Below are 24960 nucleotides of genomic sequence, written 5' to 3'. Positions count from 1 at the left end.
GAGGGGTTTTGCACGCCTCATCCGCACTTTCTGAGTGGTTTCGCCCTTGCCGCAGACTGTCCCCTGAGGAGGAACGGCTGCGCGTGGGTCGCACCCGGTGTGGTCAGAGGTGACACCGGCGCACCACAGCCTAGAGTGAGCCGCACCCCACCGATGACGGGAGGACCGCGATGCAGCACCGGGCACGATTCAGGATGGCCTCCGTAGCATCCGTGGTCTTGTGCCTCGGCGGATGCGCCACCGACGCCGGAGCACCCCCCAACACCGCGTCGACGGCGCCGGCGCCGGCGGTCTCGTCGATGCCCGCGTCGCCCGTCACGGACCGACTCGAGGACTGCATGGGTGGCGCGGGCTGGGATGTCTCGCGAAGTTGGTCCGGCGGCATCGAGTCCGCCGAGATTCCGTCGGAGCAACTCGAGGCGTACAACACCTCGCTCGAGGTCTGCTCAGAGTCATCTGGCTGGTCACGCATGGGACAGGTGACCGACGAACAGAAGAGGGAACTGTACGAGCAGGAGGTGGCCAACCACGCCTGCCTGATCGAGTTCGGCATCGAGTCGGCAGACCCTCCAACGCGAGAGACCTATCTGGCGACGTACCAGACGGCCGAGCAGTACTACTCCTTCCAGCCTGGGTTCGACTCCCTGGACCAGGCATCGATGCAGGAAGCCGTCGCGACGTGTCCCCCACCGACCTGGTTCATGAACATCTCCGGCTTCGACCGATAGTTGTGCGAGTCGTTCACCCCCGGTCGTAGGCCTCCAGGATCAGGTCGGCGGCCGCGACGGCGGTCAACTCGCCGGCGATCACCCGGTCGCGCACCTCCCCGCGCACCCGCCTCACCTCCGTGTCGGCCGCCAACCGGGCGTCCAGCTCGGCGCGCACCAGCGCCCAGGTGAACTCCAGCTGCTGCCCGGCCCGCTTCTCCGCCAGCCCTCGGTCGCCCAGGAAGGCCCGGTGGCGCAGCACCCGCTGCCACACCTTCTCGATCCCGGTGCCCTCCGTCGCCGAGCAGGTCAGCACCGGCGGCACCCACGACTGCGTCCCCGCATACACCAGCCGGAAGGTGCCCGCCAGGTCCTTGGCGGTCACCTCCGCCTCCCGCACCCGGTCCCCGTCCGCCTTGTTCACCGCCACCACGTCGGCCAGCTCCAGGATCCCCTTCTTGATCCCCTGCAGCTGGTCACCGGTGCGCGAGATCGTCAGGAACAGGAAGGTGTCGACCATCCCGGCGACCGTCACCTCCGACTGCCCCACCCCGACGGTCTCCACCAGCACCACGTCGAACCCGGCCGCCTCCAGCACCGTGATCGACTGGGCCGTCGCCCGCGCCACCCCGCCCAGCGTGCCCGCGCTCGGCGAGGGACGGATGTATGCCGCGGGGCTGGCTGCCAGCTCCCCCATCCTCGTCTTGTCCCCCAGCACCGAGCCGCCCGTCCGCACGCTGGAGGGGTCGACCGCCAGGACACCGACCCGCTTTCCCTGCCCGATCAGCCAGGTGCCCAGCGCCTCGATGAACGTCGACTTGCCGACACCGGGCACCCCCGAGATGCCCACCCGCACCGCTCCCCCGGCGTGCGGGGTCAGCTCGGCGAGCAGCTCGCGGGCCGCGGCACGGTGGTCGGGGCGGCTGGACTCCACGAGGGTGATCGCCCGCGCCAGGGCCGAGCGGTTGCCTGCCAGCACCCCCGCGGCCAGCTCCGCCGGGTCAGGTGCCATCCGTGCCCGTGGGCTCGTGCCCGAGGCCGGCGCTCAACCGCTCCAGCAGCGCCAACGCACTGTCGGCGATGACGGTGCCCGGCAGGAAGACGTCGGCAGCACCCATCTCGCGCAGCGTCGCCACGTCGTCGGGCGGGATCACCCCGCCGATGACGACCATGATGTCCTCCCGGCCCAACTCCGCGAGGGCCGTCCGCAGTGCCGGCAGCAGGGTCAGGTGCCCCGCCGCGAGCGACGAGACCCCGACCACGTGCACGTCCGCGTCGACGGCCTGCTGGGCGACCTCCTCGGGCGTGGAGAACAACGGGCCCACGTCGACGTCGAAGCCCATGTCGGCGAAGGCGGTGACGATGACCTTCTGCCCGCGGTCGTGCCCGTCCTGGCCCATCTTGGCGACCAGGATCCGGGGGCGGCGGCCCTCGGCGGCCTCGAAGGCGTCGGTCGCGGCGACGACCCGCTCGACGTTGCCGGCTCCCCCGGCCTCCTGGCGGTACACCCCTGAGATGGTACGGATCACCGCGCGGTGCCGGCCGTAGGCCTGCTCCAGCGCAGACGAGATCTCCCCGACGGTCGCCTTCGCCCGGGCCGCGGCCACCGACAGCGCGAGCAGGTTGCCCTCGAGCGAGCCGTCCTTGCCGCCGCCGGCCTCGGCGCTGGCGCGCAGCGCGCGCAGCGCGCTGTCCACCGCGGACTGGTCCCGCTCCTCACGCAACCTCTCCAGCTTGGCCAGCTGCGCGGCATACACCGCGTTGTTGTCCACCTTGAGCACCTCGAACGGCTCCTCGTCGCTCACCTGGTAGGTGTTGACGCCGATGACCGCCTGCTGGCCGGAGTCGATCCGCGCCTGGGTGCGCGCAGCCGCCTCCTCGATGCGCATCTTGGGCAGCCCCTCCTCGATCGCCTTCGTCATGCCGCCGGCCGCCTCGACCTCCTGGATGTGGCCCCAGGCGCGGGCCGCGAGGTCGTGGGTGAGCCGCTCGACGTAATAGGAACCGCCCCACGGGTCGATGATCTCGGTGGTGCCGGTCTCCTGCTGGATGAGCAGCTGGGTGTTGCGGGCGATCCGGGCGGAGAAGTCGGTCGGCAGCGCGATCGCCTCGTCCAGGGCGTTGGTGTGCAGCGACTGGGTGTGCCCCTGGGTGGCGGCCATCGCCTCGATCGCGGTGCGCTGCACGTTGTTGTAGACGTCCTGCGCGGTCAGGCTCCAGCCGGAGGTCTGGGAGTGCGTGCGCAGCGAGCGCGACTTGGGGTTCTGGGGATTGAAGTCGCCGACCAGCCGGGCCCACAGTGCCCGGGCCGCACGCATCTTGGCGACCTCCATGAAGAAGTTCATCCCGATCGCCCAGAAAAAGCTCAGCCGCGGCGCGAAGGCGTCGATGTCCAGGCCCGCGTCCAGGCCGGCGCGGATGTACTCGACCCCGTCGGCCAGGGTGTAGGCAAGCTCCAGATCGTTGGTGGCCCCGGCCTCCTGGATGTGGTAGCCGGAGATCGAGATCGAGTTGAAGCGCGGCATCCGCGCGGCGGTGAAGGAGAAGATGTCGCTGATGATCCGCATCGACGGCGCCGGCGGGTAGATGTAGGTATTGCGGACCATGAACTCCTTGAGGATGTCGTTCTGGATGGTCCCGGACAGCTGCTCGGGGCTGACTCCCTGCTCCTCGGCGGCGACGATGTAGAGCGCGAGCACGGGCAGCACGGCGCCGTTCATCGTCATCGAGACGCTCATCTTGTCCAGCGGGATGCCGTCGAAGAGCGTGCGGGTGTCGTAGATCGAGTCGATCGCCACGCCGGCCATGCCGACGTCGCCGCGAACCCGCGGGTGGTCGGAGTCGTAGCCGCGGTGGGTGGCCAGGTCGAAGGCGACCGACAGGCCCTTCTGGCCGGCGGCGAGGTTGCGGCGGTAGAAGGCGTTGGACTCCTCGGCGGTGGAGAAGCCGGCGTACTGCCGGATGGTCCACGGCTGGGTGGCGTACATCGCCGGGTACGGACCGCGCAGGAACGGGGCCAGGCCGGGATAGGTGTCGAGGGCGTCCAGGCCGACCAGGTCGGCCTCGGTGTAGAGGGGCTGGATGTCGATGCCCTCCGGCGAGGCCCAGGGCTGGGTTTCGGCCACGGCCTGCTGGTATGCCGTGTGGTCCGGTTGCGCGGCCCGCTCACCGGTCAGGGGGAAGCCGGCGAAGGACTTCGGGACCGTGGTCACCGGTCCACCTCCGTGGTCGTCGGGGCGCCGTCGTGTGGGGTGCTCACACCGAGTCGCTCACGCGTCCGGTGCAGGAAGGCCAGGGCGTCCAGCCCCATGGCGGCGTGGTCGTCGACCGCCAGGCCCTCGACCGGCCTGCCGGCCAGGACGACGTGCTCGGCGCCCGCCCCGCGAAGGGCGACGACGAGATCAGGTCCCCACTCGGCATACTCCCGGTCGGTCCCGGCGAGGGCGACGACGGACTCGCCCTGGTAGGCGGCCAGCACGTCCTCGACGCCGGTGGTGGCGCCGACGGTGCGGGCGGTGATGCCGCCGGCGGTGAGCAGGTTGGTCAGGAACGTGGCACGCGCGGTGTGCTGGGCGACGGTGCCCATGGTGGCGACGAAGACCGGGGTGGGCACGGGCTGGTCGCGCAGTGCCTCGAAGTCGGCGCCGTGGCGGACGAGCTGGCGCGGGACGGGGTAGGCGCGGCGCTGGGGCAGGGTCTCGGCGACCTGGGGGAACTCGCTGAGCCCGGTGATGGGGCGGGTGCGGCGGGCGACCTGCTCGCGGCGGCGGTGCACGACCTCGGCGATGGCGCGGTCCCAGGAGCCGTCCTTGAGGTCGTGGATGAGGCCGCCGTCCTCCTCGACCCGGCCGAACAGCTCCCAGGCGGCCTGCGCCAGGTCCTCGGTGAGCCGCTCGACGGCGTGCGCGCCGCCGGCGGGGTCGGTGACCTCCGCGATGTGCGACTCGGCGGAGAGCAGGCTGGAGGTGTTGCGGGCGATCCGGCGGCTGAAGGACTCGGGGAGGCCGAGCGGCTCGTCGAACGGCAGGACCGTGATGGCACTCGCGCCGCCGACACCCGCGGAGAAGGCCGCGACGGTGGTGCGCAGCATGTTGGTGTAGGGGTCGTAGCGCGTCATCATCGGGCGTGACGTGACCGCGTGCTGCGACTGGCCGCGGAGCTCGGGGGTGACGTGGCTGAGCTCCAGGACCCGCGCCCAGAGGCGGCGCGCCGCGCGGAGCTTGGCGATGGTCGGGAACTGCTCGGCCGTGGCGGCATAACGGAACTCGATGAGCCCGGCTGCGACGTCCGGCTCGTGGCCGGCCTGGGCCAGGAGACGGAGGTACTCCGCCCCCGCAGCGATCGTGTAGGCCAGCTCCTGGACGTCGGAGCCGCCGCGGTCGTGCACGGCGGTGCCGTCGACCATGATCGCCCGCAGGCCCTCGCGGACCGCGAGGTCGGCGACGTCGCGGACGACCTCCTTGGCCATCGGGCGCTTGTCGCGGTGCCCGATCGGGTTGGCTCCGAGGTTGGTGCCGGGGGCCGGCTGGACGCCGCGGTGGACCAGGTGCCGGACGAACTCGCTGGCGGCGCGCACCGGCTCCTCGGGTGCTTCGAGGACCACGGGTGCCAGGTCGAGGAGGACCGGCTCCAGGACGGTGTCGAGGTGCTCGAGCGCGATGCCGGCCTCCCCCAGGACGAGCCAGAGGGAGTTGACGCCGTTCTCCAGGTCCTCCGTGACGTGCTGGGCGGTGAGCTCGGCGTCCGGGTCCTCGAACCGGGCGCGGATGTCCCAGGCTCCGAACGGCCTGGTGGCGGTGGCACCTCGGGTGAACGGTGCCTGCCCGGGCAACCCGGGGTCGGGCAGCTCCGCCGCGGTCTCGGGGGTGCCCAGCGGCAGGACGGGGATGCCGTCGAGGGTGGTTCGGGTCAGCGCGCCCCACGCGGCGGAGTCCGGGTCGTCGCCGGTCAGCCGACCGCTCTTGCGCAGCACCGCGGCGACGGCGCCCTCCCACTCCTCCTGGGTCGCGGTGCCGTCCGGCGCGAGCGGGAGGTGGTCGGCACGAGGTGGGGTCGACATGCCCCGATCGTAGTTCCCCCATTTTCATAGTGGTTTTGCAGGTCCCCCACGCATTTTCTCAGGGCTTTCGCTGGTCGACCCCGCATTTTCTCAGGGCTTTCGTCGGTCAGGGAGCGTCTGCTGCCACGCGGTTAGCCTCTGCCGTGCGTCGGGACGCTCCCGCCGACATGGAACGGGACCGAGTCGGTCACTGTCCCCGACCCGTCCCGAGAGACGCGCTCCCAACCGGCCGGGTCCTGCGGCAGCAGGTTGACGACCGCGATCGAGACGTCCAGCTCGGACACCCGATAGACCTTTGCTGGCGTGAAGCCACTCATCTCCTTCTCCAGCGAGGCGGTGGCCGTGCTGTCCCGGACCACCCACGCGGAGATCTGCGGGCCGGACTCGCCGTGCGACCAGGAGAAGGTCGAACCCTCTCGGAAGGCCACATCCATTCCGCAGTCATAGACGCTGCCGGCCTGATCGGACAGGCACAGCGCCCGACCGTCCACGACCATCTCCCAACCCATCCCGATCTCGAAGGTCCCGCTCACCTCAGTGACCCCGGCCGGCACCATCGCGTCGGGCCCGTCGTCGCCGGACCAGGCCGAGACGGCGACCCCGCCCGCGCCGAGGACCGCGCTGGCAGCCACCGCACCGAGCCACATGGACCGCCGACGCTGCCTGTGCACGCTCTCGATGATCGGCTCGCGGACAGAGACGGGGTCTGCGGGTCGAAGGCCAGGGCCTCCCGCAGTGCGTCCTCGGTCTGGGTGCTCATGGCTGTCTCCTCTGGTGGGTCTCGACGAGGTCGGGCGAGCGGCGCAGTTTGTCCATCGCCCGCGAGGCGGTGCTCTTGACGGTCCCGACGCGGATGCCGAGCTGCTCGGCGGTCGCCGCCTCGGTGAGGTTCTGCTGATAGCGCAGGACGATGACCGCCCGCTCACGCGGCGCCAGGCTGGCGAGCGCCGCCAGCAGCGCGTCCCGGTCGACCAGTCCGGCCGCATGGTCCGGCTCCGCCTGCTCGTGGTGCTCCGCGGGATCGGCGACGGGTGTCTCACGCCAGCGGCTGCGCGCGCCCGACAGGTACTCGTTCAGCACCGCTCGCCGCGCATAGGCGAACGGGTGCTCGATCTCGCGCTTCCGCCATACTCTGAAGATCTTCTCCAGCGCCGCCTGCACCAGGTCCTGGGCCCGGGTGCAGGTCACCGCACAGCATCCTGGCGAAGTGCACGAGATGGGCAGACCGGGCCGCGACGAACGCGGCGAAGTCGGCCTCACGCTCCTGGGAACTGCTCACGCTGATGAGACTTCCACGGCGCCCAAAAGGTTCTGTCCCTGCGGACACCGGTCGGACCCGACCGACAAAACCACTACGAAAAGCCGGGATCGACCGACAAAACCACTACGAAAATTGGGGGCGGGACCGCAGCTTCTCGCCCTTGGCGTGGGCCTGGTCCCGCAGCTCCGAGGAGTATGCCGACAGGGCCTCCCGCAGACGCCGCGCCTCGTCCCCGTCCCCGGCTCCCAGGACCCGCACGGCGAGCAGCCCGGCGTTCTTGGCGCCGGCGATGGAGACCGTCGCGACCGGGATGCCGCCGGGCATCTGCACGATCGAGAGCAGGGAGTCCATGCCGTCCAGGTGTTTCAGCGGCACCGGCACGCCGATCACCGGCAGCACCGTGACCGAGGCCAGCATGCCCGGCAGGTGCGCGGCTCCCCCGGCCCCGGCGATGATCACCCGCAGCCCGCGCTCCTCCGCGGACCGGCCGTAGTCGATCATCTCCGCCGGCATCCGGTGCGCCGAGACGACGTCGGCCTCGTAGGCCACGCCGAACTCCTCCAGCATCTGCGCCGCGGCCTCCATCACGGGCCAGTCGCTGTCGCTGCCCATGACCAGTCCGACCACCGGACCGCTCCCGCTGTGCTCACTCACTGAAGGCTCACTCATCGATGACTCCCTGCAGGTAGTCGGCGGCGTGCTTGGCCCGCTCGCGCAGCGCCTCGACGTCCCCGTCGCCGGTCACGTTGACGTGCCCGAGCTTGCGCCCGGGCCGCACGCCCTTGCCGTAGAGGTGGATCCTCAGCCCCGGGTCGCGGGCCATGAGGTGGCGGTAGGTCGGGTAGAGATCCGGGTGCTCCCCACCGAGGACGTTGGCCATGACGGTCCACTCCTGGCGCGCCGACGGGTCGCCCAGCGGCAGGTCCAGGACCGCGCGCAGGTGCTGCTCGAACTGGCTGGTCACGGCTCCGTCGATGGTCCAGTGACCGGAGTTGTGCGGCCGCATCGCCAGTTCGTTGACCAAGTATGCCGGGGCACCGGTCTCCCGGTCCCTCACCTCGAACAACTCCACAGCCATCACGCCCGTGACGCCGAGCTCGCCGGCGATCCGCAGGGCGGCCTCGCCGATCCGGGTGGCGAGGTCCGGGTCGAGGCCAGGGGCTGGTGCGAGGACCTCGGTGCAGATGCTGTTGGTCTGGACGGTCTCGACGACCGGCCACGTGGCGGCCTGGCCGCTGGGGCTGCGCGCCACCATCACCGCGAGCTCGCGGGTGAAGTCGACCGCCTCCTCCAGCAGGACACCCTCGCGCATCGGGCCGTCCTGCCCGACCACCTCGAGCCAGTCGGCCACCTGCTCGGGTGAGGAGATCCTGCGGACTCCCTTGCCGTCATACCCGCCCCTGGGGGTCTTGGCGATGACCGGCCAGCCGATCTCCTCCCCGAAGGCGGTGACGTCCTCGGCGGTGGTCGCGGCCGTCCAGCGCGGGCAGGGGATGCCCAGCTCGGTGAGCCGGCGCCGCATGACGATCTTGTCCTGGGCGTGCAGCAGCGCGTCGGGGCCGGGGTGCACCGGGACCCCGTCCTCGATCAGCGCGGAGATCACCTCCGGCGGCACGTGCTCGTGGTCGAAGGTCACCACGTCGACGTCCCGGGCGAAGGCGCGGACCGTCTCCAGGTCGGTGTGGTCGCCGACCGGGGCGTGCGGCACGACGAGCGCGGCCGACGCGGTCTCGGACTCGGCCAGGACGGAGAGCGTGACCGACAGGGCGATGGCCGGTTGCTGCGACATCCGCGCGAGCTGGCCCCCGCCGATGATCCCGACGACCGGGAAGCCGCCCTCCGCGCGCAGTGGTCGGGTTCGCTGTGCCTCGGTCACGCCGATCACCCTAAGCCCTCGCGAGGGAACCTTGCGCAGCGGTCGGACGTACACTCCGGACGTGACCCAAACCCGCCTGACGAGCGATACGGGGCTCGTCGGGCGGATCCGGGGAGCCTATGACGTGCTCGCCCGGGAGGTCGCCAAGTTCGGCACGATCGGGCTGCTGGCCTTCATCCTGGACACCACGCTCTACAACTACTTCGTCTTCGGCTTGCCCGGCATGGAGGCCGGCCCGCTGCACGACATCCCGCTGCGCGCCAAGATCCTGGCCACGGCGATCGCGACGGTCTTCTCCTGGCTCGGCAACCGCTACTGGACCTTCCGCCACACCCGGCGGCCGGAGGCCTTCCACGAGTTCCTGCTGTTCATCTGGTTCAACATCCTCGGCCTGCTGATCGCGGTGGCCTGCCTGGCCTTCTCCCGCTACGTGCTGGACCTGCACAGCCAGGTCGCCGACAACATCAGCGCCAACGGCGTCGGCCTGGTGCTGGGCACCCTGTTCCGGTTCTGGGCCTACCGCACCTACGTCTTCAAGGGCGACGCGCTCGCCCCGCCCCGCCACTAGCCTGAGGCCGTGCCCGCCGACTCCCTTCCCACCTACGCCGACGTCGAGGCCGCTGCCACCGTCATCGAGGGCCGCGCTCACCGCACACCCGTGCTGCGGTCCCGCCGCCTGGACGAGCGCGCCGGCTGCGAGATCCATCTCAAGGCCGAGCACCTGCAACGGGTCGGCGCGTTCAAGTTCCGGGGCGCGCTCAACGCGCTGTCGGCGTTCGACGCCGGGCAGCGGCGCGGCGGGGTGATCGCCTACTCCTCAGGCAACCACGCCCAGGCGATCGCCCTGGCCGCTCGCGAGACGGGGATGCCCGCCGTGATCGTCATGCCGCACGACGCCCCCGAGGCCAAGGTGGCGGCGACCCGTGGCTACGGCGCCGAGGTGGTGCGCTACGACCGCTACACCCAGGACCGCGAGCAGATCGCCGCCGACCTGGCCGCCGAGCGCGGGATGACCGTGGTCCCGCCCTACGACCACCCGCACGTCATCGCCGGCCAGGGCACCGCGGTCAAGGAGCTCCTGGAGGACAGCGGCGCGCTCGACGTCGTCGTCACGCCCCTGGGCGGCGGAGGCCTGCTTTCCGGGAGCATCCTGGCGGCCGGCGCCCTGGCGCCGCGGGCGCGCGTCTACGGCGTCGAGCCGGCGGCGGGCGACGACGGTCGCCGCTCCCTGCGCGAGGGCCGCATCGTCACCATCGAGACCCCACGCACCCTGGCCGACGGCGCCCAGACCACCCACCTGGGCCACCTGACCTTCCCGATCATCCGGGACGGCGTGACCGACGTCGTGACCGCGACCGACGAGGAGCTGGTCGGGGCGATGAAGGTGATGGCCGGCATACTCAAGCAGGTCGTGGAGCCCACGGGCGTGCTCGCCCTGGCCGCGGTCCTCTCCGGCGCCATCCCGGATACCGCCGGCCTGCGGGTCGGCGTGCTGCTCTCCGGCGGCAACGTCGACCTGGCGCGGTTCGCCGAGCTGGTGGGTGCGCCCTGAGCGACACCTCCCCCGCAGCGCTCCCGCGACCGGGCATCCCCCGCGAGATCTGGATCCTGGTCGGCGCCGCGTTCGTCATCGCGATCGGCTTCGGCATCGTCTCGCCGGTCCTGCCCGCCTACGCCCGCTCCTTCGACGTGGGGGTCGCAGCGGCCTCGGTCATCGTCTCGGCGTTCGCCTTCTTCCGCCTCGTCTTCGCACCGGCCGGCGGGCTGCTCGTGGCCCGCCTCGGCGAACGGCCCGTCTATCTCACCGGGCTGCTCGTCGTGGCGGCATCCTCCTTCGCCACCGCCTTCGCCCAGAGCTACGGCCAGCTGCTGCTCTTCCGCGGGCTCGGCGGCATCGGCTCCACGATGTTCACCGTCTCGGCGATGGCGCTGCTGGTGCGGCTCGCTCCGCCCTCGGCCCGGGGCCGGGTGTCCTCGGCCTACGGCTCCGCCTTCCTGATCGGCGGGATGGTCGGTCCCCTGCTGGGTGGGGCGCTGGCCGGCCTCGGTCTGCGCGCACCCTTCATCGTGTATGGCGTGGCGCTGGTCCTCGCCGCCCTCGTCGTGGGTATCGGGCTGGGTGGGGCGCGACTGCGCCCGGCGCCGGGTCAGGCGACGCGGCCCACCCTGACCGTGCGGCAGGCCCTGGAGTCACCGGTCTATCGCGCGGTGCTGGTCTCGGGCGCCGCGAACGGCTGGACCAACTTCGGGGTCCGGATGGCGCTGCTGCCCCTGCTGGCCGCCGCGGTCCTCGACCAGCCCTGGGTCGCCGGGGCGGTGCTGGCGGTCGGCGCGGTGGGGACCGCCGGGACGCTGCAGTTCTCCGGTCGCTGGGTGGACCGGGTGGGCCGTCGGCCGCTGGTGATCGCCGGGCTGCTGGTGATGGCCGCCTCGTTCGGCCTGCTCGGGATGGCCCAGCACCCCACGATGCCGACCGGCGCCGGGCTGGGCCTGCTCTTCGCGCTGTCCGTGACCTCCGGCATCGGCGCCGGCCTGGTGAACCCCGCACAGCAGGCGGCGGTCGCGGACGTCGTCGGGCACGACCGCAACGGCGGCACCGTGCTGTCCACCTTCCAGATGTCCCAGGACGGCGGCGCGATCGTGGGGCCGGTCCTCGTCGGGGTAGTGGCGGACGCCGTGGGCTTCGAGGTCGCCTTCGCCGTCACCGGCCTGATCTGCCTGATCGGGGTCCTGCCCTGGCTCCGTGCGCCCGAACCGCTGGAGCGAACGACCTGAGCGAACGACGTGAACGAACCACCTGACCGCGGGTGGCCTGGCGGGAGCCGACGCTGCTTAGCGGCCGGTCGCCATCGAGACGAACAGCGCGAACACCGTCGGCTGCGCCGAGGTCAGCTCGAGACGGCCGCCGAAGGACTCGGCGGTCTCGCGGGCGACGGCCAGGCCGAGGCCGGTCCCGCTGCCGGTGGTCGTGCCGCGGTCGAAGATCACGCGGGCCAGCTCGGGCGCGATGCCCTCCCCCTGGTCGGTCACCTCGATCACCGCCGACGGCCCGCTGCGGCGGGCCCGCACCTGGACGTTGCCCGCGCCGTGCGCCAGGGAGTTCTCCACCAGAGTGTTGAGGATCTGGGAGATCGCCGAGGAGCTGGAGCGCAGGATCATGCCCCGCTCGATCGAGGAGGTCAGCGACCGGCCGGTGCCGGCGAACGAGGGCTCCCACTCCTTGAGCAGCTGGGTCAGCACCGTGTCGAGCGACACCGACCGTCCCCCGTCGGCGTGCCCGGCACGCGTGCGGTGCAGCAGGTCGTCCACGACGTTGGACAGCCGCTCGGTCTGGCCGATGGCGATCTCCGCCTCGTGACGGGCGGTCTCGATGTCGGGTGCCTCGCTGATCTCCTCCAGCCGCAGCAGCAGCGCCGCCAGCGGGGTGCGCAGCTGGTGGGAGGCGTCCGCGGCGAAGGACCGCTCGGCGGTGAGCGCTCGCATCAGCGCGTGGTGGTTGCGGTCCAGGACCCGCGACAGGGTGTCGATCTCCTCCATCCCCGAGGTCAGCGGCACCAGCTCGTCACCGGTGAGCGGTTCGAAGGCGAACCCTCCGGCGCCATACTCCTCCGCTCGCTGGGTCACCTGACGCATGGCCCGCCCCGTGCGGAGGGCACGCCGCTCGGCGAAGCGGCGCACGGCATACCAGATGACGGCGATCACCAGCGCCGAGGAGAAGACGATCAGGAAGCCCAGGATCCACGGCGAGACCAGTGGTGCGTCGGCAACGGCCCGGTCCCGCTGGACCACCAGCAGCAGGGTCGCTACGAGCCACGAGACGACCAGGGCCAGGACCGCCGAGCCGACCCCGGCGACGAGAGCGACCCACCGGAACTCGGAGCTCACCGGAGAAGCTAGCTCTCGGGTTCGTTCTCGAAGCGGAAGCCCACCCCGCGCACGGTGACGATGTGCCTGGGGTCGGCGGCGTCGTCACCGATCTTGCGGCGGAGCACGGAGATGTGCATGTCGAGCGTCTTGGTCGAGCCGTACCAGGCGGAGTCCCACACCTCGCGCATCAGGTCCTCGCGCGAGACGACCCGGCCGCCCTCGCGCATCAGCACCCGCAGCAGGTCGAACTCCTTGGCGGTGAGCTGCAGCTCCTGGCCGCGGAAGAACGCGCGCCGCGCCTTGGTGTCGATCGTGATCGGCCGCTCCTGGTCGTCCTCACGGCCCTCGCCGCCGCGCCGCAGCAGCGCCCGGACCCGGGCGAGCAGCTCGGCGAGCCGGAACGGCTTGGTGACGTAGTCGTCCGCGCCGGCGTCCAGACCCACGACCGTGTCGACCTCGTCGCCGCGCGCGGTCAGGATCAGCACGGGGCTGGTGAGGCCGTCCCGGCGCAGCTGCCGGCAGACGTCCAGGCCGTCCACGTAGGGCAGCCCGAGGTCGAGGATCACCAGGTCGGGCGTCTGCTGTGCAGCTGCCTGCAGGGCCTTGCGGCCATCACCGCACACGTCGACGTCGTAGCCCTCACGTCGCAGCGCTCGAGCCAGCGGCTCGGAGATGGTCTCGTCGTCCTCAGCCAGCAACACCCTCGTCATGGTGTTGATGATACGTAGTCCTCTCCGCGAATCCCCGACAGCCGTGGTTGTGCCGCGTGCCATCGTGAGTATGCCGGGTGGCTGGGTCGGCGTCCAGCGCTCGGCCTTGGTGTCGGCCCGGTTCTGCCCCAGCCTGATCCGTCCGCCCAGTGGCCGGATCTGTCCGCTCAGTGGCCAGGCCAGTCGGGCGCGCGCTTCTCGGCGAAGGCCGCGACACCCTCGGCCCGGTCGGCGGAGAAGGCGGTCGCCCGCCAGCAGGCGTCCTCCACCTGCAGACCGGTCTGCAGGTCGACGTCGGCCCCGAGCCGCATGGCCCGCTTGGCGTTGCGGACACCGACGGGACTGTGCCGCGCGACGGTCGCGGCCAGCTCCAGGGCGCGGTCGCGGGCGGTGCCAGGAGTGACGAGCTCGTCGACGATCCCCAGCTCGAAGGCCTCGGCCGCCGGCAGCTTGGCGGCGGTGAAGATCGCCCTGGCCGCCCGGGACCAGCCGACCCGGCGGGTCAGCAGCTGGGTGCCGCCGCCCCCGGGGATCACCCCGACCGACACCTCGGGGAGGCCGACGAGCGCGCCCTCGCCCGCGATGATCACGTCGCAGGACAGCGCGATCTCCAGCCCGCCGCCGAGCGCGAAGCCCTCGACCGCGGCGAAGGCCGGCACCGGCAGGTTGAGCACCCCGCCGTAGGCCTGCTGGGTGATCGGCCGCTGCCGCATCAGGTCGGCGTCGGTGAAGGAGTTGCGCTCCTTGAGGTCGGCGCCGACGCAGAACGCCTTGGGGTGCGTCGAGGTGACCACGACCACCCGCACGCTCGGGTCGGCCGCGAGGGCGCTCGTCGCGGCGGTGATCTCCTCAGCGAAGGCCGTCGAGATCGCGTTCATCGCCTCCGGTCGGTCGAGCACCAGCTCCGCGACGTGACCGCCCTCGCCGTGTCGGTTGACCTGCAGCATCGTCGGGGCATCACCGGTCGTCACGTCGCTCATGGCGGCAAGGTTAGCGAGCAGGTCCGAGGCCTACCCGGCCGGGCGGACGTGCACGACGTCACCGGCGACATGGACGATCCGGGCACCGGCCCTCTCCACGACCAGCGCGCCCGAGTCGTCGACCGCGACGGCCGTGCCGTCGCTGGTGCCGCCGCCGGGCAGGTGCACGGCCACCTGCTGGCCGAGGGTCGCGCACCTCTGCCGATAGGCCGCACGCACCCTCCCCGGGTCGCTCACCAGGGCGCTCATCAGGTCCGACAACCGGGCCAGGTAGTCGGTCACCACCTGTTCGCGAGCGCCGTCGGGGAGCGGGGCCCCGCCGCCGCGCGCCAGGCGCCAGGAGATCGCGGTCGGCACCGAGAGCTGGTCGCGGGTCTGGTCGATGTTGATCCCGGCACCGACGATCACCACCGGCCCGGCGGGGCTCCCGGGCAACGCCTGCGCCAGCACCCCACAGACCTTGCCCCAGGCCTCTCCCGCCGGTTGTCCTGTCCCGCCGTGACCCCCCTCCCGCACGAGGACGTCGTTCGGCCACTTCAGGACGGCGCGCACGGCATACGGACTCTGCTCCAGCGCCTCCGCGACGGCGAGCCCGGCGACGAGCGGGACCCACCCGATCAGCCCGGGCTCGGGGGCAGGAAGGACCACGGTGATGGCGACCGAGGTGTCCGGCGGCGCGGTCCAGCTGCGGCCGCGGCGGCCCAGCCCAGCGCTCTGGTGGTCGGCGACGACCACGCGACCCGGCCGAGGGTCGCGCGCTGCCTCGAGGTTGGTCGAGTCGATGCTCGGGTGCCACTCGGGGGTCTCCCAGGAGATGGGGGTCACCAGGTCAGGGTAGGGCGCGCCCGGCTCAGGGGAGACCTGTACGGCGCACACGCCTGTGTCCGGCGCACACGCGTGCGACCATGGCCGCACCTGGACAAGTCGCTCATCAGGAAGGCGGAGTATGGAGCGGACGGACGTCATTGTCGTGGGTCTCGGGGCGCTCGGGTCCGCCGCAGCCTGGCGGCTGGCCCGGCGAGGTGTGCAGGTCGTGGGGGTGGACCAGTTCGAGCCGGGCCATCCGTGGGGCGGGTCGCACGGCCGGACCCGGCTGTTCCGGGTGGCCTGCCTGGAGCACCCGGGCCTGGTGCCGATCGCACTGCGGGCCCGTGAGCTGTGGCGCGAGCTGGGCGTCCACAGCGGGCAGGAGCTGCTCCTGGAGACCGGGGGCCTGATGATCGGGCCGCCGGGATCGCGCATCATCGAGGGCACCCTGGCTGCCGCGCGGGCGCACGGGTTGCCGGTCGAGGTCCTCACCCCCGAGCAGATCGCCCAGCGCGCCCCCGGGCACGCCCGGGTCGCGCCCGGTGACATCGGCGTGTGGGACCCCGACGCCGGAGTGCTGCGACCCGAGGCCGCGATCGTGGCGGCCACGGAGGCGGCCCGTGCGGCGGGCGCCGAGCTGGTCACCGGCCAGCGGGTGCGCTCCGTGGAGCCGGACGCCGACGGGGTCACTGTCCACCTGGCGGATCGGGAACTGCGCGCCGACCGGGTGGTCGTGGCCGCAGGCCCCTGGCTGGCCACGCTCCTGCCGGGTGTGCCCCTGACGCCGCACCGCTACGTGATGACCTGGTTCCGTCCGCGCCCTGGCCACCGTGCCGACCTGGACCACCTGCCCGTCTTCATCCGCCGCGTGCCGGAGACGGACGACTGGGTGTGGGGGCACGGCGCCCTGCCCGGCGACCTGGCCAAGGTCGGGGACGAGTTCGACGGGCCGTTCGAGGCCGACGACCCCAATGACATCGACCGGGTGATCCACGCCGGGGAGACCGACCACGTCGCCAGCCTGGTGGCCGCCACCTTCGACGACCTCGACCCTCAACCGGCCGAGCAGATGACCTGCGTCATGGCGCACACACCGGACGGGCAGTTCCTGCTCGGTCCGAGCGGTGGCTCCGACCGCGTCATCGTCGCCGGTGGCTGCTCGGGTCACTCGTTCAAGCACGCCGCCGCGCTCGGGGAGCTGGCGGCCCAGTGGGCCTGCGGCGAGCCCCGGTTCACCGACACCGCCTTCCTCGACCCGCGCAGGTTCACCGACTCTGCCAGAGGATAAGTTGTCCTGCATGACCGCGGACCCCACCCAGGACAGCGCCGCCGAGGCACCGGACATCCACACCACGGCGGGGAAACTGGCCGACTACCACGCACGGGTGGAGGAGGCGGTGCACGCCGGCTCCGCACGCGCCGTGGAGAAGCAGCACGCCAAGGGCAAGAAGACCGCCCGCGAGCGCATCGCGATGCTGCTGGACGAGGGGTCGTTCACCGAGCTTGACGCCCTGGCCCGGCACCGCTCGACCGCCTTCGGGCAGGAGAAGAGCCGTCCCTACGGCGACGGCGTGGTGACCGGCTACGGCACCGTCGACGGCCGCCCGGTCGCGGTCTTCGCCCAGGACTTCACTGTCTTCGGCGGCAGCCTCGGCGAGGTGTTCGGCGAGAAGATCGTCAAGGTCATGGACCTGGCCATGAAGGTCGGCTGCCCCGTGGTCGGCATCAACGACTCCGGTGGGGCCCGCATCCAGGAGGGTGTGGTCGCCCTCGGGCTCTACGCCGAGATCTTCAAGCGCAACGTGCACGCCTCCGGTGTCATCCCGCAGATCTCCCTGGTCCTCGGCCCCAGCGCCGGTGGCGCCGTCTACTCCCCGGCGATCACCGACTTCGTCGTGATGGTCGATCAGACCTCGCACATGTTCATCACCGGACCCGACGTCATCAAGACGGTCACCGGGGAGGACGTGACCTTCGAGGAGCTGGGTGGCGCGCGCACCCACAACACCGTCTCCGGGGTCGCGCACTACATGGGCAGCGACGAGCAGGACGCGATCGACTACGTCAAGGAGCTGCTGGCCCATCTGCCGCAGAACAACCTCGAGGAGGCCCCGGTCTTCGAGGCGGACCCGGAGCTGGAGGTGACCGACACCGACCGGGAGCTGGACACCCTGGTGCCGGACTCGGCCAACATGCCCTACGACATACAGACCGTGATCAGGCACGTCCTGGACGACGGCGAGTTCCTGGAGGTCCAGGCGCTGTACGCCCCCAACATCGTCTGCGGGTTCGGTCGCGTCGAGGGCCGCTCGGTCGGCATCGTGGCCAACCAGCCGATCCAGCTGGCTGGGACGCTGGACATCAACGCCTCCGAGAAGGCGGCGCGGTTCGTGCGCACCTGCGACGCGTTCAACGTCCCGATCCTCACCTTCGTCGACGTGCCCGGCTTCCTGCCCGGCACCGACCAGGAGTTCGGCGGCATCATCCGGCGCGGTGCCAAGCTGCTCTACGCCTACGCCGAGGCGACCGTGCCGCTGGTCACCGTGATCACCCGGAAGGCCTACGGCGGGGCGTATGACGTGATGGGGTCCAAGCACCTCGGCGCCGACATCAACCTGGCCTGGCCCACCGCGCAGATCGCCGTGATGGGCGCCCAGGGGGCGGCCAACATCCTCTATCGCAAGCAGCTGGGGGCCGCCGCGGCGGAGGGACGTGACGTGGACGCCGAGCGTGCCCGGCGGATCCAGGAGTATGAGGACACGCTGGCCAACCCGTACATCGCCGCCGAGCGGGGCTACGTGGACGCGGTGATCGCCCCCTCGGAGACGCGGGTCGAGGTCATCAAGGCGCTGCGCACCCTGGCCACCAAGCGGGACACCCGACCCCCGCGCAAGCACGGGAACATCCCGCTGTGAGCACGCCGGAGAAGGATGCGGACACCGGCACGGGTGCCGCGGCAGCCGACGCGGGTGCCGCGGCAGCCGACGCGGGTGCCGCGGCAGCCGACGCGGACGGGACCGCCGCACACCCCGTGCTGCGCGTCGTCTCCGGCAACCCGACCGCCGTGGAGATCGCGGTGCTCACCGCAGTGGTGGCGGCCGTGTCCGGCGGTGGGGACGAGCCGTCACCCCCGGCTCCGACCTCCCTGTGGAGTCGCACCTCCCGCGTCCCCGGTCACCGTCTGCCGCCGGGGCCCGGTGCCTGGCGCGCCTCCGGGCTGCCCCACTGACGAGCTACACGGCCCCTGCGTCACCGCGCCCACGTCATCGCGCCCAGCGCATCCCCCGTCGCCTGCGTCACCGCGCCCACGTCGTCGCGCCCAGCCCATCCCCGTCACCCGCGTCATGCCCGCTCAGCGGAGGCACGCACGCGGCTGGGGCATTGCGTGGGATTGAGTCCCCCAGATGGAACGATTCCCACGCAGTGACACCCGCGCAGCTGGCATTGCGTGGGATCGAGTCCCCCTGGTGGAACGATTCCCACGCAGTGACGGTGGGGCACCGGCCGGCAGGCGACGCCACTGTCCGTCTCGGACTTGACGGTCCAACTCCGGACTTCACGGTCCAACTTCGGACGGTCAAACACCTTCACGGTCCAGCCCCGGACTTCACGGTCCAGCTTCGGCAGGGACGGGCCTGTGGACAGTTCGGGCGGTGCCTGCTCTAAATCGTGCACGCTGGCCCGATGGACCCGACGATCGTGCAGGCAGTGAAGCGCGTGGCCAAGGCACAGCACGGTGTCATCAGCAGAGCGCAGGCGCTGGAGTGCCAGTTGTCACCCAAGCAGATCGCGCACGCCGTCCGCAGCGGACGCTGGAAGAGGATCCACCCTGGCGTCTACCTGACTCACTCGGGCAGTGCCAACTGGAATGCTCGTGCGTGGGCGGCGCTTCTCCGTGCCGGGACCGGAGCAGTACTGTCGCTCGGTGCCGCGGCCTACCTGTGGGGTCTGGAGCCCAAGGCGCCCAGCATGCTGCACGTCGCGATTCCTGAAGAGCGCACGATCGTCCGACCCACGGGCACCCGGGTGACGCGACGACGAGCCATCGAGGTGGTCAAGCGTAAGAACTTTCCAGTCACCAGCGTCCGACAGACGGTTCTCGACCTCACCGCAGAGCCGGGTTTCACCCTTGACGAGACAGCAGCACTTCTGGGGCGAGCCGCGCAGCGGCAGTTGCTCCTGCCGGACCAGTTGCTGGATGCGCTCGATGCCTATTGGAACCACCCGCTGGCCGACGTGCTGCGACGTGCCTGCGCAGATGCGGCCGACGGCGTCGAGAGCTCCCTCGAGTCGAGAATCCTCCGCACCGTCATCCGTGCCCATGGCCTCCCAGGTTTCGCGCTGCAGGTGCCTCACGACGACGAAGGGGTCGCCGCGACCCACGGGGCGGCACCAAACTCGGGCGCGCACACCACGGACGTTGGAGTCATCTCGAGGAACATCACAGGCTCACGACCTCGGGTGGAGCGCAGCGATCTGCGCAACGCTGCCCACGGCATCAGGATCGAGGGAGACGGCCTGGAGTGGCACCGCGACACCTTCCACGAGGACCGACGCCGGGACCTCAAGGCCGCCGCAGCTGGCGATCTCACTCTCAGGATCACCTGGGCCGCGGCAGAACAACCGTGCGAGGTGGCCCTCGACCTCGCCCTGACGATGACACACCGGGGCTGGACCGGGGTGCCGACCGCATGCGGGCCGTCGTGCGATGTCGTCGATCGGTGGGCTGCCGAGACAGGACGGGCGGCCAGCTGAGGAGGAGGCGACCGCGCCGTCCGCACTGTCGGCAGGCACTGTGGGATTCGAGCACTCTGATGGCCAAAACCCCACAGCACCCAAGGGCTTGACGGTCGGGAGATGCGCCCCGCCCGCACGCGGGCTGAGGAGGAGGCTGCGACGGAGTTCAGGGCAGCGTGCGGGCCCGCGCCGACATCCTGCCGGGCACGCACTGCACTGTGGGATTCGAGCACCCTGATGGCCCAAACCCCACAGCACCCAGGGGCTCGACGGTAGCCAGATGGGCCCCGCCCGCCGGTTCGGGCGTGCCCGCACGACGGCTCGGGCGTGCCCCGCACGCGCGTCGGGCCGTGAGGAACGTCGCGTCGCGCGAGCGATCCACAGGAAGATCATCGTCAAACCGGCGCCTCGACAGGAAAAACATCACCATTAGGGCGGTTCGGCAGGATCTGCCGTGCGTTGCGGACCGGTGCTGAGGTACTGTCCGAAGCAGAGCCGTCCACACCCACCCGCACTCACGGAGGAATGACAATGGCGTCCCGCTTCCGGGTCACGTACGCGACCCTGTCCGCCGACAACGAGGACCTGCACACCTGGTACGAGGAGGGGCTGGAGACTGCCCGCGGCTGGTTGGGCCGGCACATCACCCCCTTCGTCAACGGCGAGGAGCGCCCCGGCGGGCAGACCTTCGAGGTGCACAGCCCGGTCGACACCTCGGTGACCCTGTGCACGGTCGCGTCGGCCACCACCGACGACATCGCCGACGCCGTGGCCGCGGCCAAGGCGGGCCGCAGCAGCTGGGGCAACACCGACTGGCAGGAGCGAGTCCGCATCCTCCGTGCGGCCGCCGAGATGATCAGCGACCGGTGCGCCGAGTTCGCCGCGGTGATGACCATGGAGGTCGGCAAGAACCGCCTCGAGGCGCTGGGTGACGTGGAGGAGGCAGCGGACCTGATCCGCTACTACTGCACCCAGATGGAGCAGAACGACGGCTTTGCCAAGGACATGGACAAGCTCCTCGAGAAGGAGAACACCCGCAGCGTCATGCGCCCCTACGGCGTGTGGGGCGTCATCGTGCCCTTCAACTACCCGATGGCCCTGGCCGCAGGTCCCGCCGGCGGCGCCCTCGTCGCGGGCAACACGGTCGTCCTCAAGCCGGCGCCCCAGGGCACCTTCTCATCCGCCCTGCTCACCGACTGCCTGCGCGAGGCCGGTGTGCCCGCCGACGCCTTCCACATGCTCCCCGGCGGCGACGAGGTCGGCCAGGCCATCGTGTCCAACCCGGATGTCGACGGCATCACGTTCACCGGCTCCTACGCGGTCGGCATGTCGATCTACCGCGACTTCGCCAGCGCCTACCCCAAGCCGGTCATCTGCGAGATGGGCGGCAAGAACCCCACGATCGTCACGGCCAAGGCCGACCTGGACCTCGCGGCCCAGGGGATCGCCCGCTCCGCCTTCAGCTTCTCGGGCCAGAAGTGCTCGGCGAACTCCCGCGTCTATGTCGAGAGGGAGGTGTATGACGAGCTGCTGGGCAAGATCGTCGAGCGCGCCCAGTCGCTGGTCCTGGACGACCCGACCAAGCGGGACACCTTCCTCGGCCCGGTGATCGAGGAGGAGTCGGTGCGCCGCTACGAGAAGGCGGTCGCCCACGCCAAGGAGGCGGGCACCGTCGTCCTCGGCGGCGAGGTCATCGGGGCGACCCCCGACGGCACGCAGGGCTACTACGTCTCCCCCACGATCGTCACCGACCTGCCGGTCGATGACCAGCTGTTCCGCGACGAGCTGTTCCTTCCCTTCCTGGCGATCGCGCCGGTCGACTCCCTCGAGCAGGGCCTGGAGCTGGCCAACGACTCCGACCTTGGCCTGACCGCCGGCTTCTTCTCCACCGACGAGGCGGAGATCCAGCAGTTCTTCGACGGCATCGAGGCCGGCGTCGTCTACGTCAACCGCCCTGCCGGGGCCACGACCGGTGCGTGGCCGGGCGTCCAGCCGTTCGGTGGTTGGAAGGGCTCGGGCACCTACGGCAACGCCGGCGGCGGTCTCTACTACCTGCAGCAGTTCATGCGCGAGCAGTCCCGCACCGTGGTCTCCTGACGGCCAGGTGACCACCCCACACACCGTGACCACACCCGACACACCGTGACCACCCGACATACCAATGCAGTGAGCAGAACGAGAGGACCCCTCAGCAGATGAGCGCCACGATCACCGAGACCGACCAGCAGGGCATCGACACCAGCCGTCCCGTGCCGGACATCCGCACGGCCCTGCCCGGTCCGGAGGGGCAGAAGGTGCTGGACCGCGACGGCGCCGTGACCAGCCCGTCCCTGCCCCGGGCCTACCCCCTGGTCCCCCAGCGGGCCCACGGGTCGACGATGGAGGACGTCGACGGCAACCTGTTCCTCGACCTCAACGCCGGCATCGCGGTGAACTCCACCGGGCACACCCACCCGGCCGTGGTTGCGGCGGTCAAGGAGCAGGCGGAGAAGCTGCTGCACTACTCCGCCAGCGACTTCTACCTGCCGATCTACTCGGAGATGTGCGAGGCGCTGGCGCAGACCCTGCCGATCGAGGGCCCGACCCGCGTGTTCCTCACCAACTCCGGCGCCGAGGCGGTCGAGGGCGCGATCAAGCTGGCCCGATACGCCACCGGTCGCCAGCACCTGATCAGCTTCTTCGGTGCCTTCCACGGCCGGACCTACGGCGCGGTCAGCCTGACCGCGTCGAAGGCGAAGTACCACAAGGGCTTCGGCCCGCTGCTGCCCGGCGTGCACCACGTGCCCTACGCCTTCGCCGAGATCGACGAGTCCGGTCACCGCAGCCACGACGAGGAGGCCACGTTCACCGAGCTGGAGCGGCTGTTCGAGACCGAGGTCGCGCCGAGTGAGGTCGCCGCGATCTTCCTGGAGCCGGTGCAGGGCGAGGGCGGCTACATCATCCCGCCGGCGTCCTGGGTGCAGCGGCTGCGCGCGCTCTGCGACGAGCACGGCATCCTCCTCGTCGCCGACGAGGTGCAGTCCGGCATGGGCCGCACCGGCAAGATGTGGGCCATCGAGCTGGCCGACGTCCAGCCCGACATCCTGATCAGCGCCAAGGGTCTGGCCTCCGGGCTCCCGCTCGGCGCGTTCGCGGCCCGCGCCGACCTGATGGAGACGTGGGGCGCGGGCGCCCACGGCTCCACCTACGGCGGCAGCCCGATACCCTGCGCCGCAGGGTTGGCCACGCTGCGCACGATCCAGGAGGAGGGCCTGCTGGCCAACGCCACCACCGTCGGTGAGCAGCTGCTGACCGGGCTGCGCGAGCTGCAGGCCAAGCATCCTGAGGTGATCACCGACGTGCGCGGGGTCGGGCTGATGATCGGCGTGGAGTTCCGCGACGCGGAGACCGCCGCCGAGGCCCAGAACCAGGCCTTCCGCCGCGGTCTGCTGGTGCTCGACTGCGGGGTCCGGACCATTCGCATGTCCCCGCCGCTGGTCTTCACCGCCGACGAGGCGAGCACCGCACTGCGCGTCCTGGGCGAGGCGCTCGCCGCGCTCGAGGCCTGAGCGACGGCGCGTGGGCGGACACGTCTTCGCCCGCGGCCGTGACCTGCCGGTCGCGGTCCGCGGGCAGGGTTGCGAGATCGTCGACGCCGACGGCCGCACCTACCTCGACGGCTCCGGCGGCGCGATCGTGGTCGGCATCGGCCACGGCGTCACCGAGGTCGGCGAGGCGATCGCCGCCCAGTCCGCGCGCCTCGCCTACGCCCACGGCAGCGCCTTCACCACCGACACCCTGGAGCAGTATGCCGACCGGCTGGCCGGCATACTGCCCGTCACCGACGCCCGGGTCTATCCGGTCTCGGGTGGCAGCGAGGCGGTGGAGACGGCGCTGAAGATGGCGCGCGCCTACCACCTGGCTCGCGGCGAGGACCGGCACGTGGTGATCGGGCGGTCCGGTTCCTACCACGGCAACACCCGCGGGGCGCTGGACGTCGGGGCCCGCGACGGACTGCGGGCCCCCTACCTGCCCTGGCTCGGGCAGGCGGCCCACACCGGCACGCCCTACGAGTACCGCTGCGCCGCCCCCGCCCACCCGCACGGCTGCGGGCAGTGGCACGCGGATCGGCTCGACGCGCTGATCGAGCAGATCGGTCCGCAGCAGGTGGCGGCCTTCATCGCCGAGCCGGTGTCGGGTGCCGCGCTGGGTGCGTGCGTGCCGCCGGAGGACTACTGGCCGGCGATGCAGGCAGTATGCCGCCACCACGGCCTGCTCGTCGTGGCGGACGAGGTGATGACCGGCTTCGGCCGCACCGGGGCGTGGTTCGCCAGCGAGCACTTCGGGCTCGTGCCGGACCTGCTGGTCGCGGCCAAGGGCGCCGCCTCGGGCTACTGGCCGCTGGGGCTGGCCGTGGCCAGCGGTCAGGTGCACGACACGATCGGCGAGGCCTCGCTGACGCACGGGTTCACCTACTCCCACCACCACGTCGGAGCTGCTGCCGGCCTAGCGGTGCTGGACTACCTCACCGAGCACGACCTGGTCGCGGCCTCCGCCGAGCGCGGTGTGCAGCTGGGCACGGCGCTCTCCGCGCGGCTGGGTGACCATCAGCACGTCGGCGACGTGCGGGGACTGGGCCTGCTTCAGGCGGTCGAGCTGGTCGCAGACCGCGGCACCAAGGCTCCCTTCCCGCGGGCCGAGCGGGTGACCGAGCGGATCCTCGCCGCCGGCAAGGCCGCAGGCGTCCTGATCTATCCCGGCACCGGCTGCGCCAACGGCACCGACGGTGACCTGCTCGTCCTCGGGCCGCCGCTGGTCATCACACCGAAGCAGGTGGATCGGCTTGCCGACCTCGTCGCCGCTGCCGTGCACGAGGTCCTGCCCGCCTGATCCTGAGGTCCGTTCTCCCCCTCGCTCCCCGCGCGGCCGCCGATACCCATCGCTGGGCCACCGCCCGCCCCGACCACGCAAATCGGG

The 24960-nt window shown here is 71.4% G+C and carries 22 protein-coding genes; 11 read left to right on the top strand and 11 right to left on the bottom strand.

Annotation, left to right across the window (positions count from 1 at the left end):
* The first annotated feature begins 194 nt into the window (after positions 1 to 194).
* Entirely contained in the window at positions 195 to 728 is a 534-nt protein-coding gene (locus MWU75_RS14715) for a hypothetical protein (protein WP_247092141.1), read from the top strand.
* Between the two features lie 13 nt (positions 729 to 741).
* Here the strand turns inward: MWU75_RS14715 and meaB are convergent, their stop codons facing one another.
* The 7 genes from meaB to MWU75_RS14680 all read right to left on the bottom strand — a co-directional run bounded on the left by meaB (position 742) and on the right by MWU75_RS14680 (position 8903).
* Entirely contained in the window at positions 742 to 1719 is a 978-nt protein-coding gene (meaB, locus tag MWU75_RS14710) for a methylmalonyl Co-A mutase-associated GTPase MeaB (RefSeq protein WP_247092139.1), read from the bottom strand.
* Positions 1709 to 3919: a methylmalonyl-CoA mutase gene (scpA, locus tag MWU75_RS14705; protein WP_348647785.1), complete on the bottom strand. Its 2211-nt coding sequence runs from the start codon at positions 3917 to 3919 to the stop codon at positions 1709 to 1711. The genes meaB and scpA overlap by 11 nt, the downstream gene beginning before the upstream one ends.
* On the bottom strand, positions 3916 to 5766 hold the full coding sequence (locus MWU75_RS14700; RefSeq protein WP_247092137.1) for a methylmalonyl-CoA mutase family protein: 1851 nt from the start codon (positions 5764 to 5766) through the stop codon (positions 3916 to 3918). The genes scpA and MWU75_RS14700 overlap by 4 nt, the downstream gene beginning before the upstream one ends.
* 131 nt (positions 5767 to 5897) lie before the next feature.
* Positions 5898 to 6437, bottom strand: a complete 540-nt coding sequence (locus MWU75_RS14695) for a hypothetical protein (RefSeq protein ID WP_247092135.1) — start codon at positions 6435 to 6437, stop codon at positions 5898 to 5900.
* An 85-nt stretch (positions 6438 to 6522) separates the two neighbouring features.
* On the bottom strand, positions 6523 to 6954 hold the full coding sequence (locus tag MWU75_RS14690; RefSeq protein WP_247092133.1) for a sigma-70 family RNA polymerase sigma factor: 432 nt from the start codon (positions 6952 to 6954) through the stop codon (positions 6523 to 6525).
* 196 nt (positions 6955 to 7150) lie between these two features.
* Positions 7151 to 7696, bottom strand: coding sequence for a 5-(carboxyamino)imidazole ribonucleotide mutase (purE, locus tag MWU75_RS14685; RefSeq protein WP_247092131.1), 546 nt, complete (start codon positions 7694 to 7696; stop codon positions 7151 to 7153).
* Positions 7689 to 8903, bottom strand: a complete 1215-nt coding sequence (locus tag MWU75_RS14680) for a 5-(carboxyamino)imidazole ribonucleotide synthase (RefSeq protein ID WP_247092129.1) — start codon at positions 8901 to 8903, stop codon at positions 7689 to 7691. Before MWU75_RS14680 ends, purE begins: the two co-directional genes overlap by 8 nt.
* Positions 8904 to 8964: 61 nt before the next feature.
* Between MWU75_RS14680 and MWU75_RS14675 the strand changes: the two genes are divergently transcribed.
* The 3 genes from MWU75_RS14675 to MWU75_RS14665 are packed head-to-tail and all read left to right on the top strand — an operon-like array spanning position 8965 to position 11678.
* Positions 8965 to 9471, top strand: coding sequence for a GtrA family protein (locus MWU75_RS14675; RefSeq protein WP_247092127.1), 507 nt, complete (start codon positions 8965 to 8967; stop codon positions 9469 to 9471).
* 9 nt (positions 9472 to 9480) lie between these two features.
* Positions 9481 to 10455, top strand: coding sequence for a threo-3-hydroxy-L-aspartate ammonia-lyase (locus tag MWU75_RS14670; RefSeq protein ID WP_247092125.1), 975 nt, complete (start codon positions 9481 to 9483; stop codon positions 10453 to 10455).
* Positions 10452 to 11678, top strand: coding sequence for an MFS transporter (locus tag MWU75_RS14665; RefSeq protein WP_247092170.1), 1227 nt, complete (start codon positions 10452 to 10454; stop codon positions 11676 to 11678). Before MWU75_RS14670 ends, MWU75_RS14665 begins: the two co-directional genes overlap by 4 nt.
* A gap of 57 nt (positions 11679 to 11735) precedes the next feature.
* Here the strand turns inward: MWU75_RS14665 and MWU75_RS20360 are convergent, their stop codons facing one another.
* The 4 genes from MWU75_RS20360 to MWU75_RS14645 all read right to left on the bottom strand — a co-directional run bounded on the left by MWU75_RS20360 (position 11736) and on the right by MWU75_RS14645 (position 15285).
* Entirely contained in the window at positions 11736 to 12788 is a 1053-nt protein-coding gene (locus tag MWU75_RS20360; protein ID WP_247092117.1) for a HAMP domain-containing sensor histidine kinase, read from the bottom strand.
* A gap of 8 nt (positions 12789 to 12796) precedes the next feature.
* On the bottom strand, positions 12797 to 13480 hold the full coding sequence (locus MWU75_RS14655) for a response regulator transcription factor (protein WP_247092115.1): 684 nt from the start codon (positions 13478 to 13480) through the stop codon (positions 12797 to 12799).
* Positions 13481 to 13647: 167 nt separating this feature from the next.
* A complete protein-coding gene (locus tag MWU75_RS14650) occupies positions 13648 to 14460 on the bottom strand; it encodes an enoyl-CoA hydratase-related protein (protein WP_247092113.1) in 813 nt (270 codons plus the stop codon).
* A 30-nt stretch (positions 14461 to 14490) separates the two neighbouring features.
* On the bottom strand, positions 14491 to 15285 hold the full coding sequence (locus tag MWU75_RS14645) for a biotin--[acetyl-CoA-carboxylase] ligase (protein ID WP_247092111.1): 795 nt from the start codon (positions 15283 to 15285) through the stop codon (positions 14491 to 14493).
* Between the two features lie 121 nt (positions 15286 to 15406).
* Between MWU75_RS14645 and solA the strand changes: the two genes are divergently transcribed.
* From solA to MWU75_RS14610, 7 genes are all read left to right on the top strand, one after another.
* Positions 15407 to 16555, top strand: coding sequence for an N-methyl-L-tryptophan oxidase (solA, locus tag MWU75_RS14640; RefSeq protein WP_247092109.1), 1149 nt, complete (start codon positions 15407 to 15409; stop codon positions 16553 to 16555).
* Between the two features lie 10 nt (positions 16556 to 16565).
* A complete protein-coding gene (locus MWU75_RS14635; protein WP_247092106.1) occupies positions 16566 to 18182 on the top strand; it encodes an acyl-CoA carboxylase subunit beta in 1617 nt (538 codons plus the stop codon).
* Positions 18179 to 18496, top strand: coding sequence for an acyl-CoA carboxylase subunit epsilon (locus tag MWU75_RS20355; protein WP_247092104.1), 318 nt, complete (start codon positions 18179 to 18181; stop codon positions 18494 to 18496). The genes MWU75_RS14635 and MWU75_RS20355 overlap by 4 nt, the downstream gene beginning before the upstream one ends.
* A 455-nt stretch (positions 18497 to 18951) precedes the next feature.
* Positions 18952 to 20022, top strand: coding sequence for a type IV toxin-antitoxin system AbiEi family antitoxin domain-containing protein (locus tag MWU75_RS14625; protein ID WP_247092102.1), 1071 nt, complete (start codon positions 18952 to 18954; stop codon positions 20020 to 20022).
* 513 nt (positions 20023 to 20535) lie between these two features.
* On the top strand, positions 20536 to 22101 hold the full coding sequence (locus MWU75_RS14620) for an aldehyde dehydrogenase family protein (RefSeq protein WP_247092100.1): 1566 nt from the start codon (positions 20536 to 20538) through the stop codon (positions 22099 to 22101).
* 98 nt (positions 22102 to 22199) lie between these two features.
* The gene (locus MWU75_RS14615; RefSeq protein WP_247092098.1) at positions 22200 to 23552 is read left to right on the top strand and encodes an aminotransferase class III-fold pyridoxal phosphate-dependent enzyme; all 1353 of its coding nucleotides are present in this window, start codon (positions 22200 to 22202) and stop codon (positions 23550 to 23552) included.
* A 10-nt stretch (positions 23553 to 23562) separates the two neighbouring features.
* Entirely contained in the window at positions 23563 to 24873 is a 1311-nt protein-coding gene (locus tag MWU75_RS14610; RefSeq protein WP_247092096.1) for an aspartate aminotransferase family protein, read from the top strand.
* Positions 24874 to 24960: the final 87 nt, after the last annotated feature.

This window comes from Ornithinimicrobium sp. F0845 (genome assembly GCF_023015765.1).
GTDB lineage: Bacteria > Actinomycetota > Actinomycetes > Actinomycetales > Dermatophilaceae > Ornithinicoccus.
This window is presented reverse-complemented; position numbering and strand designations above follow the sequence as displayed.